Origin of the sequence: Paraburkholderia graminis C4D1M, assembly GCF_000172415.1 — a bacterium.
Taxonomy (GTDB): domain Bacteria; phylum Pseudomonadota; class Gammaproteobacteria; order Burkholderiales; family Burkholderiaceae; genus Paraburkholderia; species Paraburkholderia graminis.
Genome location: NZ_ABLD01000007.1, coordinates 216,133 through 231,767 on the forward strand (window position 1 = coordinate 216,133; position 15,635 = coordinate 231,767).

Genomic DNA, 15,635 nt, shown 5'->3' on the forward strand with positions numbered 1-15,635 from the left:
GCCGCGCGCGATGCGCGGCTCCGCTCAATGCTTCTGCTCCTTCACGCGCGAGACGATCTGCGTCGGGCTCACGAACTGCAGCGCGATCAACACCCAGATCAGCGTGATCGCCATGTAGATCATCGCCATCGCGTCGATGGATTGCGGCGCGCGCACGCCCGTTGAAAACACCGCGTAGTACAACGCGACCACAAGCGTTTGCGTCGCGGGCCCCGCAGTGAAAAACGTCAGCTCGAACATGCCGATGGTCCGCACCAACACGAGCAGCGCGGCGGCGAGCATGCCGGGCACGAGCAGCGGCAGCAGCACGTAGCGGAAATAGCGGAATGTGTTGGCGCCGAAGATGCGCGCCGCCGCTTCCAGATTCGGATCGATCTGCTCGATGAATGGCGTCATCACGAGGATCACGAACGGCAGCGCGGGCACGAGGTTCGCGAGTATCACGCCGCTCAGCGTGCCGGCGAGGCCGACCTTGTACATCACGGTCGCCATCGGAATGCCATAGGTGACGGGCGGCACCATCAACGGCAACAGGAATATCAGCATCGCGAGGCGCTTGCCGGGAAACTGCACGCGCGCAAGCGCATAGGCCGCGGGCACGCCGAGCAGCACTGACAGCAGCACGACCGCGCCGACCACTTCGACCGTGACCCACAGCACGCTCGCCAGTTGAAAATCGCTCCACGCCTGCGCATACCAATGCAGCGTGAAGCCTTGCGGCAGCAAGGTGCCGAACCAGCGCGTCGCGATCGAGTTGACCGCCACCGTCGCGATCAGCAGCACGACGTTGACGAGGAAGAACACCATCGCGCCCCACACGATCACGCGCCACACGCGGCCCGGCACGCTCGCGCGCTGCTTCGCGCGCTTGTGGGGTTCGCGAGCGTCGTCGCCCTGCTGCGTGGATGCGGATCTTGGCCATGAGCCCGGCGCGCCGCGATGTTCGCTCGTCATCAGCCTTTGCCTCCTGTTGCCGGGCCGCTATACGACAGGCGGCGCGCACCGAGCATCGCGACGACCACCAGCAGCTGCACGAAGCCCATCACCATCGCAATCGCCGACGCAAGCGAATAGTCGTAGCTTTCGAACGCGGCTTCGGCGGCGGCAATCGACATCACGCGCGTCGGCCCCGCTGGCGCACCCAGCAGCACCGCCGACGGAAACACCGAAAACGCCTGCACGAACGAAAGACACGCGGCCATCGTCAAGCCCGGTATCAGCAGCGGCAAATAGATGCGGCGGAACTGCTCCCACGGACTCGCGCCGAGCGTGGCCGCGGCGCTCGCGAGCGTCGGATCGATGCCGGTCACATACGAGAGCGTCAACAGGAACGCGAACGGAAAGCCGGACACGATCAGCGAAATCAGCACGCCCCAGAAGTTATGCGTGAGCCGCACTTCGCGCGTATAGAGATGCAGGCCCTGCAGCGCCTGCGGAAACCAGCCGTTGGGTCCGAAGTAAGTGAGCATGCCGTCGGCGATCAGCACGGTGCCGAGCGTGACCGGAATCACCAGCAACGTCGTCACGAACTTCTGATAACGCGAATGCCGACGCAATGCGAACGCGACCGGCACCGACACGCCGACGTTGATCAGCGTCGCCGGCACCGCGAGTTTCAGCGTGACGATGATGGTCGGCCACATCGACGTGTCGGTGAAGAACGTCAGATAGTTGGCCCATGCACTGCCGCCGTTCATCGGCCGGAACGACAACGCAAGGCCGTACGCGAACGGATAGATGAACAACGCGACGATGACGAGCAGCGCAGGCGTAACAAGCCATGCCTTGCCGTCGCGCTGTCTTGCGCGAGCGGTGGGCGCTGTCGGCGGAACGGGCGCGGGATACGTCGGCGTATTCATGGTTGTGCCGCCTCGGCGTCGTAGACGAGCGTGCGCAACGGCGGCACGCGCAGGCTGATGCGCTCGCCCTCTTCGAATTCGCCGGCCACGCGCGCCCACAATTCGCCGAACGCGGTCTTCACGCGCAGCAGCGAACTGTTGCCGCCATATTCGACGACGGTGACCAACGCATCGAACGCGTTCTCCGCGCCAGGCGCCGCGCGTTCCATGTCTTCCGGACGCAGCGCGACGCTCACGCGCTTGCTGTTGAACCCGGCCATCGGCGTGCCGATCAGACGCACGCCGTCTGCGCTCACCAGAACGCCTTCGCCTTGCGTGCCTTCGAGTGTGAATTCGGCGACATTGCGATAGCCCATGAAACGCGCGACATGCAGATTCCGCGGACGCGTGTACACCTCTTTCGGCGTCGCGACCTGCTGCACGACGCCCTCTCTCATCACGACGATGCGATCAGCCATTGAAAGCGCTTCGTCCTGATCGTGCGTGACGTACAGCGTCGCGCGTTCGAGCTGGCTGTGAATGCGCCGGATCTCCGCGCGCATTTCGATGCGCAGCTTCGTGTCGAGATTCGAAAGCGGTTCGTCCATCAGAATGAGCGGCGGCTCGATCACGATGGCGCGTGCAATCGCCACGCGCTGTTGCTGGCCGCCGGAGAGCTGTCCCGGCAACTTGCGTTCGTGGCCGACGAGCTGCACGAGTTGCAGCGCCTCACGCGCGCGCCGCATGATTTCGCTTTTGCCGACGCCGCGCATCTTCAGACCGAAGCCGACGTTGTCGAGCACGCTCATGTGCGGAAACAGCGCGTAGTTCTGAAACACCATGCCGAAGCCGCGTTTTTCCGGCGGCAATACGTCGATACGTTTGTCGTCGAGCCAGATGCCGCCGCCGCTCAACGGCTGCAAACCGGCGATGCAGTTGAGCGCCGTCGACTTGCCGCAGCCCGACGGTCCCAGCAATGCGATGAACTCGCCGCGCCGGATGTCCAGATCGAGCCCTTGCAGCGCCGCGATCGACTGGCCTTCCGCATTCGTGAAACTGCGGCTCACCGAATCGAGCCGCAACTGTTCAAAGTGATGCTTCATGGCGGTTCCCTGATGCGCGCGACCCGTCACGGGTCGCGCGCGAATCGCACTGGCATGAGTGGAAGCGCGGGCTGTCCGCCGTGGCTATTTGGTTTTTTGCGCACCCACTTCCGTGTCCCACTTCTTGAAGGCGGCGACCATCGCCGCTGCATTGAGCGGCAACGCGTGCGGACGTTCCGCGAGCAGCTTGGCGTACTCGGGCCGCCCGTACTTCTTCAGGACTTCCTGGCTATGCGCGGGCGCTTGTGCTTCGGTAACGCCCTTGATCGCCGGGCCAGGATAGAAGTAACCGTCGTCGTAAGTCAACGCCTGCTGCGCGGGCTCGAGCATGAAATTCATCAGCTTGTAGAGCACGTCGAGCTTTTCCTTCGGCACGCCCTTCGGAATCACCATGAAGTGCGCGTCGTTCACCCACGTCATGTTGTCGAACGCCTGCACGCGAAATTCAGCCGGCACGATGCCGAGCGCGCGCGGGTTGATGTCCCAGCCCGTCACCGTCACCGTCATGTCGCGCGTGCCCTCGCCGAGTTCTTTCATGACCGCCGACGTGCCGCCGGGATAGTACGGAATGCACTCGTTCAATTGCTTGAGGAAAGCCCAGGTCTTGTCCCAGCCGTTGATCGGGTCCTGCGGATTTTTATCGCCGAGCACATAGGGCAAGCCCATCAGAAACGTGCGGCCGGGTCCCGAGTTCGCGGGCCGTGCGTAGATAAGTTTGTCCGGGTGAGCCTTGCACCATTGCAGCAGTTGCTCGGGCGTTTTCGGCGGATCGCTGACTTTGGCCGGGTTGTATTCGAGTAGCGGTCCGGCCGGCATATACGCGACTTCGAGGCCGAAGCCTTGCGCGAGCTCCTGCATCTTGCGCGGGCCGGGCGCGTACTTGTCGAGCACGCCGGGGAACTGCGCGGCGTTATCGGGCAGCAGCTTCGTCCACAGGTTCTGTTCGATGCCGGCCGCGAGCGCGTCGGTGCCGGTCAGCACGAGGTCGATGTCCGAGCGGCCCGCCCCCTGCATCGCCTTGATCTTGCCCGGCAGTTGCGGCGCGGGCGCGTTCGTGTAGGTGATATTGGCGACGAGGTTCGGGTACTTCGCCTTGAATGCCTCGAAGCCCTTTTGCGTGAGTTGAAGATCGCCGGCGACGTCGACGATATTGAGCGTGACAGGATCGGCCGCGAACGCGGCGGACCCGAATGCGGCGCTCGCCGCGAAACATACCGACACCAGCCTGAGCGCCAACCTGTGTGAAACAGTCATTGCGTCTCCTCGCTTCTTGGTATGAGGTCCGCCGGTCGAGTGCCCCGAGCGTCTCTTTCAACCCTTGCAACATAGCGAAGCGGAACAGCCGATGTCAAGCAAATGTGCTTGTTGGCGCGTAGCACGGGATTTCGCTGTCTAAGGCCCGAAGGCCTTTGCCGTCAATGATTTGGCGAAGTTGTATACGAGGGCAAACCCCGAGCCGCTGATTCGTGGATGGAGGCAGCGGGCGTTTGTCAGGCAACTAGCCTGGGCAAACCATGCGCGCAGCGTTGCGGCATAGAAAGCTGAGATTGCGATCAGCCGCCGCGCGCGCCTTGCGTGTTCACATATAGCGAGTAAAGGCCGTGGCTCGCCGCCATGAAAAGCCGGTTGCGATGACGCCCGCCGAAGCACACGTTCGCGCAACGCTCCGGCAATGCAATATGGCCGATCGGCTCGCCTTGCGGCGTGAAGATGCGCACGCCGTCGAGTTCGTCGGTGCCCATGCCCCAACCGCACCACAGGTTCCCGTGGATGTCGACGCGAAAACCATCCGGCGTGCCTGGTCCTGCGTCGATCAGCACGCGATTGTTCGAGAGCGCCGCGCCCTTGCCGCCGGCATCGGCATCGACGTCGAACGCACGGATCTTGCGCGGCTCGCCCCGCGATTCGACGACATAGAGCAACGACTCGTCCGGCGAAAACGCGAGGCCGTTGGGTCCGAGTATGTCGTCGGCGACCACGCTCACTTCGCCCGACTGGCCGTCGATGCGGTACACGCAAGCCGGCAGCTCCGACTCCTGCTTCTCGCCTTCGTAGAAGCTGTCTATGCCGAAGGTCGGATCGCTAAACCAGATCGAGCCGTCCGATTTCACGACCACGTCGTTCGGCGAATTGAAACGCTTGCCGCGATAACGATCCGCCAGCACGGTGATCGAGCCGTCGTATTCGGTGCGCGTGACGCGGCGCGTCAGATGCTCACAGCTCACGAGCCGGCCTTGGCGGTCGCGCGTATGGCCGTTCGCATTATTCGACGACTGACGGAACGTGCTGACCGCGCCGCTCGTTTCGTCCCAGCGCAAGATGCGGTCGTTCGGGATGTCACTCCACAGCAGATAGCGGCCGTCGCCGAACCAGACCGGTCCCTCGGACCAGCGCGCGCCCTGATACAGGCACTCGACCGACGCCGACGCCAGGATCAGTGACTTGAAGCGCGGATCGAACACGCGCACGGAAGGATCGGGATAGCGTCGGCTGTTGTCGGTCATGCTGTCTCTACGTGGATGGATTGAGCGTGGATTGAGCGGTCACGTCGCGCGCTCGTATTCTCTTTCGAGCGCGAGCAGCGTGCGCGCGGCATCGGCGATCTTCGCATGATGTTCGGGCGGCGTCGAACTGAGCAGCGGCAGCAGCGGCCCCATGTCGGCGATCTGCGCGAACGTGACCGCGTCATGCAGCACGCGGATCAGCGAGATGTCGTCGCGCAAGGTTTCGAGCGGAAGGAACGCGTCGTACAGGCGCTGCGCGGTGTCATGGTCGCCGCGCTTCGCCGCGTGCAACAACGCGGTCACCATGCGCGGCGCGATGCAGCCGGAGCCCGTCGTCCATGCGGCGAGGCCGAACTCGCGCAGATGCACGAGCGCCGGGCGCTCGCCCATGCCCGATACGATCTTGCCCGCCGGCACATGTTGAAGCAGCCGGCGCAGGTACGGATCGTCAGCGGGATTCTTGCGGACGATCGCATACTTGACCGCCAGCAACGTGCCGCGCTCGACAAGCCGCGCGAGCGTCTCCACTTCCACATAGTCTTCGCTCTTGATGTACAGCGTGAGCGGAATGCCGGCTGCATCGACGATGCGTGTCAGCCCCGCTTCGACGCCCTCCGACGTCGTGAAGCCCGCGAGCGGCAGCACCATCGCCGTGCGGTAGCGGGTCTGCGCGAGAATCCGCGCCTGATCCAGCATTTTTCCGTAGTCCGGGCCGATTGCCGGAATGACGCGCGTGTCGTCGCTCGTGCTTTCGGACAGCATATCCAGCAAGTCGCGATACTCGCTCACGGCCACGTGATACAGATTGGCATTGCCGCCATAGAGCAGCGTGCGCACGCCGCCCGCCTCGATGTGGCGGATCAGCGCGGCGTTCTGAGCGGCGTCGAGTGCATGGTCCGCGCGGCGCGCCAAAGGCGGCACAGCCATGACCGACGCAGCGAGTTCGCTGTCTTCGAATGGGGATTCGTTCATGAGACGGGACGGGAGTCGAGTGGAGTGGAATGGAAACAGGCTCCCAAGGTAGCATCGGCTGCGAGAAGTTGTCAAACAACTTTGCGAGCAGCAGCGCGGGCGCGAAGGGTTCGCGTTCGCGGCGAAATGCCCAAACGCAACGCATCGCCTTTTATATGACAATGCATGCGAGGACCGTGAATAGCGTGAGGAAGCGAAACTGCATCGCAAATCGGTGATTGCGGTAATAGCCGCGATTTGGCAAATGAGGTCGTTTTGCCCGTTTGATTGGCAGCCGTCGCAGCGCGGGGATGAGGCCGCGAACCGGCGGCGCAGCGCTAAACCGTTGCTGCGTGCGGCTCGCGGTGGCATAGGGGCTAGAGGACGCATAACCTGCAATCCGCGACGAGCGGATTTACTGCGGGCAGCAATTATGCAGAGGTAAAGCCCGGATTAATGCCGGCAGTCTCGTGCGGGGCTCTTTCTGTGCAACAGGCTTTTAGTGATAGATTGCGATTAAAGCAGCCGTAAATAAAAACCTGCGCAAATGACCTACCGGATATTTGCGAGTCTGAGAGAGTCGAAATTGTCGCTACATTTTATCGAGCAGATGGCGCCGCTACTGGACGCCGCCGACGAGGCGGCGTGGTTCGGTGCCGTCGCGGATCTCGCCGAGACGTGGGGATTCGACCGGCTTCTGATTGCCATGCTGCCGCGCCCGACCATTCGGCTGGAAGACGCGTACGTGCGCAGCACCTATGCGCCCGCGTGGCGCCGCACTTACGACGAGCAGGGTCTCGTGCACATCGACCCGACCGTCGCACATTGTGCGACGCGCTCCACGCCGCTTGTCTGGTCGCCGGAAATCTTCATCACGGCGCCGCAGCGGTCCATGTACGAGGAAGCCCGCGCGCACGGTCTGCGCGCCGGCGTGACATTGCCGATTCACGGCCCGAATCAGGAAGCCGGCATGATGTGCTTCGTGAACGACGCAAATCCCACCGACACCTTCTGGCGTCATATCGACGTCGTGCTGCCCAACCTTGTGCTACTGCGCGACCTGGTGATCGACACCAGCCAGCGCCATCTGCATACGCACACGCAGACGCTGTTGCCAAAGCTGACGCCGCGCGAACGCGAGTGTCTTCAATGGACCGCGCGCGGCAAATCCACGTGGGAAATTTCGCATATCCTGAACTGCTCGGAAGCCGTGGTGAACTTCCACATGAAAAACATCAGGACGAAACTCGGCGTGAATTCGCGGCGCGCGGCAGCCGTCATTGCGACACAACTCGGGCTTATTGACCCGGGTTGAGCAAGGCGGCGGCGTCGCGGCTGTGCAGCACGCGCTCGGCGCGGCCGAGGTCCGCATCCGAAACGGTCTTGGTGAAGTACAGGCCCAGCAGGATCGAGACCGGTGCCGGAATTTCGGCGCCGGATTCAAAGCGGCTGCCGCGCGACTGGGTGACACCGAAACGCGCCCAGAAACGGCGCTGGCTCTCTTTTTTCTTTTTGCGGTAAGCAATGATCAGAACCCGGTCCACCGCCGTGGAAGGCTCCGCCGAACGCGTTTGGAGGCCGGTTTGCGGTTGCCAGTGATTGTCGAGAAGTTCCATTTTCGTGTCCCGTCGGTTGAGTGCTGTTGCTATCTCAAATTCTGCGTTATCCGATAAGCATGCACACCTATCCAGGTAGATAGGTGGCGGAACGATTCAGAATGCATAAGTTTTCCTGCGTATTGGTTTTCCCCAACACGTTCAGGAGAACGTCATGCAAACAGCAATCCGGATTGGAATGCGTCAAGAGTTCGACAACGAGGACATCAACGAGATGTACCGCCTGCGGGCGCGGGTTTTTCACGGCCGGCTGGGGTGGGATATTCCGACCATAGCGGGCATGGAGATCGACGGCTACGATGCGCTGGGACCGCATTACATGCTGATTCAGGGCGACGACCGGCGCGTGCGCGGCTGCTGGCGCCTCATGCCGACCGAGGGGCCGAACATGCTGAAAGACACCTTCCCGCAACTGCTGCACGGCGCGGCGGCGCCGGTTGGGCGGCACATCTGGGAACTGAGCCGCTTCGCGATCGACACCAGCGGCGAGGAGAAGTCGTTCGGTTTCGCCGATGTGACGATGCAGGCGATCCACGAGCTGGTCACGTTCGCGGACCGCATGGGCATCACGCGCTATGTGACGGTGACCACGACGCCAATTGAACGGCTGTTGCGCAAGACAGGCATTGAGATCAGCCGGCTCGGCTCACCGCTGCAGATCGGCGTGGAACGTGCGGTGGCGCTCGACATTGCCGTGAGTCCGAAAACGCGCGCGGCTCTGTTCGGGCCGATGGCCGCGGCCGCTTAGCTCCTCCACTGCTTCGCTGCTCCGCCGCCTGGCTGCCGGCCGCCGGCCATCGCAACTGTCCACGCGCTGCTAACCCTGCTCGATCCGCGCGCGGCGGATCACGCGAAGCTCCCTACGAACCAAACATCCGTTCGAGCGCATTTTCCAGGTGCGCTCGCATCGCCTGCCCTGCCGCCTGCGGGTCTTTACGGCGGATCGCGTCGAGCACCGCTCTGTGCTCAGCCTGCACCAGGCGCTGCCGCTCCACGGTTTTCACGAGCGAGAGATTGCGCGACAGGTTCATGCTGAAAACAATCTGTTCCTCGATGAACGACATCACCGTAATGAAAAACGGGTTCCGCGACGCGCGCGCCACCGCGAGGTGGAACAGGAAGTCGTCGTGTGCGCCGATGCCGCGCGTCTCGATGATGCGTTCCAGTTGCTGCCACGCTTCTTCGATTGCGGCGATGTCGTCGGCGTCGGCTTTGAGTGCCGCATGCTCCGCCGCGCCCGTCTCCGTGACGATGCGAAATTCATAGCAACGGCGGATGTCGGACAGTGTTTCGAGCGGCGCAAAACGCCGCACGTCCGGATCGGGCCGTCGCGCGACCGTCGTACCCGAACCGTGGCGCGTCACGATGATGCCGTCCGCCCGCAGCCGCGCCAATGCCTCGCGCACCGTGGGCCGCGAGGTCGAAAAACGCTCGGCCAGCGCGTGCTCGGTGGGCAGCCGCTGACCTTCCTTGTACTCGCCTTCGAGAATGCGATTCAGGATGTCGCCGTAGATCTTGTCGGGCAAGCCCGTCGTTTTGCGCTCGTTCATCGGCCGGGCGGATGCAGCTTGTCAGAGTAGGCTCCAATTGTAAGGCAAACCCTGGCGGCATTCGCCGCGTTTCGCGCTCTTGCAATCGAGTCAAAGGCCGCCGCGCCTGATCGCAAACGCGGGCCGGCCCGCGCGGCTCCGCGTCAAAATTTGTGAACCGGTTGATTTACATCCTGTCCGAACGCAAGTCGGTGGATCATGATTGAAGTTTCGCAACCTGACGTGGAGTGGATATGTACACACGCATTCTTGTAGCGGTCGACGGCAGCCAGACTTCGCGCCACGCCTTCGAGGCGGCGCTCGCGCTCGCCAGATCGACGGGCGCTGTCTTGCAGCCGCTCTATGTCGTCGAAAATACGCCGATGTATTTCGAGGCGCCCGGCTACGATCCTTCGGTGCTTCGCAACCGGCTGATCGAACAGGGCAAGGAACTCGGCGTGGAGTTGGCGCGCGAAATGGACGCGCAAGGTGTGAAGGGCGAGATTGTCGTCAGCGAAGCCGCGTCGCTCGATGATGTATCAACCGCCGTGCTGAAAGCCGCTGCCGACTTCAACGCCGATCTGCTCGTCATGGGCACGCACGGCCGGCGCGGATTTCAACGGCTGATTCTCGGCAGCGTCGCCGAGCGCTGCGTGCGCCAGGCGCGCTTGCCGGTGCTGCTGATTCCATCGGCGGCAACCAAGCAGGCCGACGATCCGCACGCGGATATCTGAAGTCGCCGCAACGGCGTGCGGCGTGCATCAAGGCTGCCCGCCGCGTTGCAATGCGCGATGAGTCACGTGATCGTCCAGCAAGCGCCGCATCGTCGCGAGCAGGATCGCGCCGTCCACGGGCTTGCGCAGGAATCCGTCGAAGCTCACGAAGGCGGGCGGGCTCGGTTCTCCCGAGACAAGGATGAACGCGACGTCGGCGAGACCCGGCAGCGTGCGCAACCGGTGACATAGCTCGCTGCCCGACATGACCGGCATGCGCCAGTCGGCAACGACCACGTCGACCGGCGCGGCCATGAACTGCGCGAGCGCCGACTTGCCGTCGAGCGCCGTCTTTACTTCGTAACCCCCCGCGGCGCAGACGGCGCTCCATGCATCGAGCGCCTCGGCGTCGTCATCGACCAGCAGTACGGTTGCCATGTGCAATTGTCCTATCGCTTCGACGACCTGCTTCGCAACCCGCATGCCAACGCGCGCTGCCCGCTTGCGCGAGCCGGCGTGCCCGTAGGCAAGCCGCGAAATCAGGCTGTGAAACGAAGCCGGAAAGCGCGAGGCTGCCGCCATGCGGCATGGTTAATTGCCGCTCGCGACAACCTCGCGTGTTGCTGCCTGTTGTTGTTAACAATAGCAACTCAATCGCACCTCGGCAGGCAAACCGCTTGACGTTGCAACGTCAGCCGCGCGCGAGAGCAGCCGCGACGAGGCGCTGCTGTTCGTCGCGATGCGCGCGTATCGACGAGTGCGCGCCCGACGGACTTTCGCGCCGGCACACGTCGACAATGCGGCAGTTCGCCGGCACCGCCTGCTCGATTTCGTCGCGTACGAAATGCCATGCACCGTGCTTCTTTTCCTCTTCCTGCGCCCACACCACTTCCTCGAGTTGCGGGAAGGCGGCGAGCGCAACGGCAAGCTCGCTCGTCGGAAACGGATACAACTGCTCGACGCGGATGAGCGCGGTTCGCGTGTCGCCGCCAGCATCGCGCGCTGCCTGCAAGTCATAGAAGAACTTGCCGCTCGACAGCACGACGCGCGTCACGTCTTGCGGCGAAGCGACGCCGCTATCGTGCAGCACGGGAAGAAACGCGCCGCCGATCAACTCGCCGAGCGGCGAATGCGAGCGCGCATTGCCATAGAGCTGTCCTTTCGGCGACATCACGACGAGCGGCTTCGGCTCCGCGCTCAACGCCTGCTCACGCAGCATATGGAACCATTGCGATGACGTCGACGGCATCACGACCTTCATGTTGCCGCCCGCGCATAGTTGCAGAAAGCGGCTGACATACCCGGTCGAATGCTCGGGGCCGACGCCTTCGTGGCCATGCGGCAGCAGCATCGTCAAACCGGAGCGCTGGTCCCACTTGTACTCGCCCGCGGCAATGTATTGATCGATGATGACTTGCGCGCCGTTCACGAAGTCGCCGAACTGCGCTTCCCAGATCGCGAGGTGCGAGCCGGTCTGCACGCTGTAGCCGTATTCGAAACCCAGCACCGCCTCTTCGGTCAGCGGCGAGTTGACGATGTCGAACTCGCCTTGATGCACACCGAGGTTTTGCAGCGGCACATAAGGCTCGGTCGCGTTTGCGGTGTCGCTTGCCGCATTGCCTTGCGAATGCCACACCGCATGCCGATGCATGAATGTGCCGCGACCGACGTCCATGCCGGAGATGCGCACACTATGGCCGTCGTCAAGCAACGTCGCATAAGCCAGGTTTTCCGCGAAGCACCAATCGACGGCCGCGGTTTCATCGGCGACGCTCTTTTGCCACTGCGCGGTGATGTTGCGCAGCAACTCGTGCAGCCGGAACGCGGGCGGCGTGCGAGTCAACGCCGCGGTCAACGACTGCATGCGCGCGAGCGACAACGGCCGCGTGCGCTTTATCCGGTTGCCGTGAGACCGTGACGAAGTTAGCGCGGACGGCGGCGTCGTCTGAAGCTCCTTCAACGCTTCCGCGCGCAGCACGTCGAGCGGCGTGTCTTCGCCGATGGCCGCGTGATACAACTCGGTGACGGTCTGATGCGTCGCGATCGCCGCTTGCTGCAACGGCTGCGTGAGCGCGGGAATGTCATGCTCCGAGTGACCCAGACGCCGATAGCCGATCAGGTCGATGATCACATCGGCCTCGTGCTCTATCCGGTATTGCAATGCGAGCTTCGCGGCGCGCATCACTTCGTCGGGACGATCGGCGTTCACGCGGATCACGGGCGCGTCGATCATCCGCGCAATGTCCGTGCAATACGAATAGGCTTCGGCGTCCATCCGGTTCGGCGTCGTGAAGCCGATCTGATTGTTCACGATCACATGGATCGTGCCGCCCAATGCATAGCCGTCCTTGCGTGTCATGTTGAGCGTTTCCATCACGATGCCCTGGCCCGCGAAGGCGGCGTCGCCGTGCATGACGAGCGGCAGGCAGCCGAAGCCGCGATGCTCGTCCTGGTACGCGCGCGCCATGCCGCTCACCACCGGATAGACGCTTTGCAAATGCGACGGATTGGGCGCAAGGAAGATCGCGACATCGCCGTCTTGCGTCTTTCTTACCGTACTGGCGCCGAGGTGATACGGCAGATCGCGCTGCACGGCCGCGGCCTCCGAATCCGGATCGAGGCAATCGATCAGCTTCGCCGGATCGAAGTCCATCACGTTGGCAAGCACATTCAGGCGCCCGCGATGCGGCATGCCCGCGAACACCTGCCGAACGCCATGAGCGGCAGCCTGATCGACGATTGCTTCAATGAGCGGCACGAGGCTCTCGCAACCTTCGAGCGAGAAGCGCTTCGCATGTTCGAATCGCGCCGCCACATGACGCTCCCACGTTTCAGCGGCCACGAGGCGGCGCAGCAGACGGCGGCGCGGCTCGCGCGCCGGCAACGGCGCAAGCTGCTCCGTCTTGAGCCATGCGGACAACTGGGGGCGGCGCTGCTGATCGCGGATGCCGGTCAGATCGAGGCCGATCGCGCCGCAATAGACGCGCCGCAATTGCCGCTCGAGTTCATGCACCGCGGCCGAAGGCGGCAGCAGCGGATTTTCGGCGCCGATCGGCTGCGCCGGATCGAGCCCATGAAACACAGGGTCGAGCTCGGGCACCTCGGGCACGGGCGCAAGGCGCAGCGGATCGAGCGACGCCTGACGATGACCGTGCTGACGGAACGCGTCGATGAAGCGCCGGACCTGCAGCGTCCGCGCTACCGGCGACAGGTCGCCTGCCGGTTCGATAACCGCGCCGGCCGGCGAGCGTGAAAGAACAATCGATTCGGAAGAGACGTGGGACATGTTGGATAGCGTGCGGAAGAAACCGTTAATCGGATTCCGCTGTCCGCATGCGAATGCTCGGGGCGTACGCCCGCGACGGCAACGCGACGGTTGGCCGTGATCTTCGGCAGACAGCGAAACGGGAAAGAGCGCGATGCGGATGCGGACTTGCAGCAGCGCTCGGTCTTCTATGTGTTATCGAGCCGGTCCGCGCGACCGGCTCGTGTCTCCGTCCGTTGCCTGCCTCGACTTCTACTGGGCCGACACGAGCCAAGCACCCGCATCGCTCACATCATTCGAGCGATGCGCATGCGAGTCGCGCGTGACGCGACGTTGTTTCGACGTGGCGTCGTCGAGCTTGAAGGTGCTGACGGTCTGCGTGAGTTGCTGCGCCTGGTCTTGCAGAGCCTGCGCCGCGGCGGCGCTTTGCTCGACGAGCGCGGCGTTTTCCTGCGTCACCTTGTCCATCTGCGTGACGGCGTGGTTGATCTGCTCGATGCCTTCGCTTTGCTCCTTGCTCGACGAACTGATCTCGGCCACGATTTCCGTCACATGGCGAATGCTCTTCACGACTTCGCCGATGATCTGTCCGGCTTCCTCGACCATCTTGCCGCCGGTGCCGACCTGACTCACCGAGTCGGCGATCAGCTCCTTGATTTCCTTCGCGGCAACGGCGCTGCGCTGCGCGAGGCCGCGCACTTCGCTCGCGACCACCGCAAAGCCGCGCCCGTGTTCGCCCGCGCGCGCCGCTTCCACGGCAGCGTTGAGCGCGAGAATGTTGGTCTGGAACGCGATACCGTCGATCACGCCGATGATCTCGACGATCCTGCGCGACGACTCGTTGATGGCGGTCATCGTGCTCACGACCTGGTTCACGGCTTCGCCGCCGCGCACCGCGACATCCGACGCGCTCGACGCAAGCTGATTGGCCTCGCGTGCGTTATCGGCGTTCTGCTTGACCGTCGACGTCAACTCCTCCATCGCGGCCGCCGTCTCTTCGAGCGAGCTCGCCTGATGTTCGGTGCGGCTCGACAGGTCCATGTTGCCGCTCGCGACTTCGCGCGTCGCCTGGCTGATCGTGTCCGTGCCCTGGCGCACCTGCGCGACGATGCCGTGCAGATTGCCGGTCATGCGTTCGAGCGCGGTGAGAAGGCGGCCCACTTCATCGGTCGAATCGATGTGTAGATGATGCGTGAGATCGCCGGCCGCGACCGCTTCGGCGAGAACGACCGCACGGTTGATCGGCCGCGTGATGGTGCGCGTGATGAAGATGCCGGTCGCGATCGCGATCACCGTGGCGAACAGCGCGAGCAGAATCATTTGCAGCTTCGCGTTGTGCGCTTCGGCGACGGCTTCGGCGACATCGCGCGCCATCCGGTCCGCCTGCACGTCGACCATCTTGTCGACGAGGACGTAATACGCATCCTGCAGCCGCGCCATGTCGCCCTGATAGACGTCGCGCGCGTCCTGCTGCTGGTTCTTGCTGACCAGATCGAAGAAGCTCTTCACGCTCACGCCGTAAGCGGAGCGCGCGTCGAACTGCTGCTTGAAGAGCGCCCGGGTTTCATCACTCGTCAGGTGCTTTTCGAGCTCGGCGTAGGCTTGCGCGTTCGCTTTGCGGATCGCCGCGTAGTCGTCCATGTACTGCTTGGCTTTATCGGGCGACGTGGTCAGCAGCAGATTGCTCAGAATGCCGTTCGCCTTGTATCCGTTGCTCTTGATCTGATTGCTGAGCGCGATCAGCGTATAGCGATTGCTGACGATCTCATCCATCTTCGTGTTGGTCGACTCGAGATGCTCGATACCGACGACAGCCGTGCCGACCAGCAGCGCGACCATCAGCGCAAAGGCGGAGCCAAGACGAACCCCGATTTTCAAATTCGAAATCTTCATGTGTCTAATTCCTTCCCCAACCGCTCGATAAAAGTTGTCGCGAAGCGCGCGCAGTTCACCGCATTGCGGCGCCGCCCCGCGCTTCGGCGTGAACACATCCGCCTCGTCTCAAGGCGGTTCACTAGATGACGCCGACATGGGCACGTTGTAGTCCGCCCCTTTCTCGTTGCCGCCGCATTCTTCAGACAATATGACGACAAAAATTCCTAAACCTTGAGAGTGG

14 protein-coding genes are annotated in these 15,635 nt (G+C 63.2%); 3 read left to right on the top strand and 11 right to left on the bottom strand.

The genetic code is table 11. The annotated features are described in order from the left end of the window. Window positions 1-24: 24 nt before the first annotated feature. The 6 genes from BGRAMDRAFT_RS15115 to BGRAMDRAFT_RS15140 all read right to left on the bottom strand — a co-directional run bounded on the left by BGRAMDRAFT_RS15115 (window position 25) and on the right by BGRAMDRAFT_RS15140 (window position 6,417). Complete coding sequence (locus BGRAMDRAFT_RS15115; protein ID WP_006049642.1) at window positions 25-954, bottom strand: ABC transporter permease; 930 nt, start codon at window positions 952-954, stop codon at window positions 25-27. Continuing rightward, window positions 954-1,859 (bottom strand): ABC transporter permease, encoded by a 906-nt coding sequence (locus BGRAMDRAFT_RS15120; protein WP_006049643.1) that lies wholly within the window; start codon window positions 1,857-1,859, stop codon window positions 954-956. Before BGRAMDRAFT_RS15120 ends, BGRAMDRAFT_RS15115 begins: the two co-directional genes overlap by 1 nt. Continuing rightward, window positions 1,856-2,941 (bottom strand): ABC transporter ATP-binding protein, encoded by a 1,086-nt coding sequence (locus BGRAMDRAFT_RS15125; protein ID WP_006049644.1) that lies wholly within the window; start codon window positions 2,939-2,941, stop codon window positions 1,856-1,858. Before BGRAMDRAFT_RS15125 ends, BGRAMDRAFT_RS15120 begins: the two co-directional genes overlap by 4 nt. Window positions 2,942-3,025: 84 nt before the next feature. After that, window positions 3,026-4,195: an extracellular solute-binding protein gene (locus tag BGRAMDRAFT_RS15130; protein ID WP_006049646.1), complete on the bottom strand. Its 1,170-nt coding sequence runs from the start codon at window positions 4,193-4,195 to the stop codon at window positions 3,026-3,028. Window positions 4,196-4,494: 299 nt separating this feature from the next. Next, window positions 4,495-5,445 (bottom strand): SMP-30/gluconolactonase/LRE family protein, encoded by a 951-nt coding sequence (locus tag BGRAMDRAFT_RS15135; protein WP_006049647.1) that lies wholly within the window; start codon window positions 5,443-5,445, stop codon window positions 4,495-4,497. 39 nt (window positions 5,446-5,484) lie between these two features. Continuing rightward, entirely contained in the window at window positions 5,485-6,417 is a 933-nt protein-coding gene (locus BGRAMDRAFT_RS15140) for a dihydrodipicolinate synthase family protein (protein ID WP_006049648.1), read from the bottom strand. Window positions 6,418-7,006: 589 nt separating this feature from the next. Between BGRAMDRAFT_RS15140 and BGRAMDRAFT_RS15145 the strand changes: the two genes are divergently transcribed. Then, window positions 7,007-7,711: a helix-turn-helix transcriptional regulator gene (locus BGRAMDRAFT_RS15145; RefSeq protein WP_044021136.1), complete on the top strand. Its 705-nt coding sequence runs from the start codon at window positions 7,007-7,009 to the stop codon at window positions 7,709-7,711. Here BGRAMDRAFT_RS15145 and BGRAMDRAFT_RS15150 read toward each other — a convergent pair. Next, complete coding sequence (locus tag BGRAMDRAFT_RS15150; protein ID WP_006049650.1) at window positions 7,695-8,012, bottom strand: helix-turn-helix domain-containing protein; 318 nt, start codon at window positions 8,010-8,012, stop codon at window positions 7,695-7,697. The genes BGRAMDRAFT_RS15145 and BGRAMDRAFT_RS15150 overlap by 17 nt on opposite strands. Before the next feature lie 154 nt (window positions 8,013-8,166). On the opposite strand from BGRAMDRAFT_RS15150, the gene BGRAMDRAFT_RS15155 reads away from it, so the two are divergent. Next, window positions 8,167-8,760, top strand: a complete 594-nt coding sequence (locus BGRAMDRAFT_RS15155) for an acyl-homoserine-lactone synthase (protein WP_006049651.1) — start codon at window positions 8,167-8,169, stop codon at window positions 8,758-8,760. 112 nt (window positions 8,761-8,872) lie between these two features. On the opposite strand, the gene BGRAMDRAFT_RS15160 is transcribed toward BGRAMDRAFT_RS15155, so the two are convergent. Continuing rightward, window positions 8,873-9,562 carry a FadR/GntR family transcriptional regulator gene (locus BGRAMDRAFT_RS15160; protein WP_006049652.1) on the bottom strand — a complete coding sequence of 230 codons (690 nt, stop codon included), beginning with the start codon at window positions 9,560-9,562 and terminating at the stop codon, window positions 8,873-8,875. A gap of 233 nt (window positions 9,563-9,795) precedes the next feature. Here BGRAMDRAFT_RS15160 and BGRAMDRAFT_RS15165 point away from each other — a divergent pair, with 233 nt between their 5' ends. After that, on the top strand, window positions 9,796-10,275 hold the full coding sequence (locus tag BGRAMDRAFT_RS15165; RefSeq protein WP_006049653.1) for a universal stress protein: 480 nt from the start codon (window positions 9,796-9,798) through the stop codon (window positions 10,273-10,275). A gap of 27 nt (window positions 10,276-10,302) precedes the next feature. Here the strand turns inward: BGRAMDRAFT_RS15165 and BGRAMDRAFT_RS15170 are convergent, their stop codons facing one another. From BGRAMDRAFT_RS15170 to BGRAMDRAFT_RS15180, 3 genes are all read right to left on the bottom strand, one after another. Further along, entirely contained in the window at window positions 10,303-10,692 is a 390-nt protein-coding gene (locus tag BGRAMDRAFT_RS15170; RefSeq protein ID WP_006049654.1) for a response regulator, read from the bottom strand. A 253-nt stretch (window positions 10,693-10,945) separates the two neighbouring features. Continuing rightward, window positions 10,946-13,540, bottom strand: coding sequence for a 2-oxoglutarate dehydrogenase E1 component (locus BGRAMDRAFT_RS15175; protein WP_006049655.1), 2,595 nt, complete (start codon window positions 13,538-13,540; stop codon window positions 10,946-10,948). Window positions 13,541-13,771: 231 nt separating this feature from the next. Beyond that, complete coding sequence (locus BGRAMDRAFT_RS15180; RefSeq protein ID WP_006049656.1) at window positions 13,772-15,412, bottom strand: methyl-accepting chemotaxis protein; 1,641 nt, start codon at window positions 15,410-15,412, stop codon at window positions 13,772-13,774. Between the last annotated feature and the right edge of the window lie 223 nt (window positions 15,413-15,635).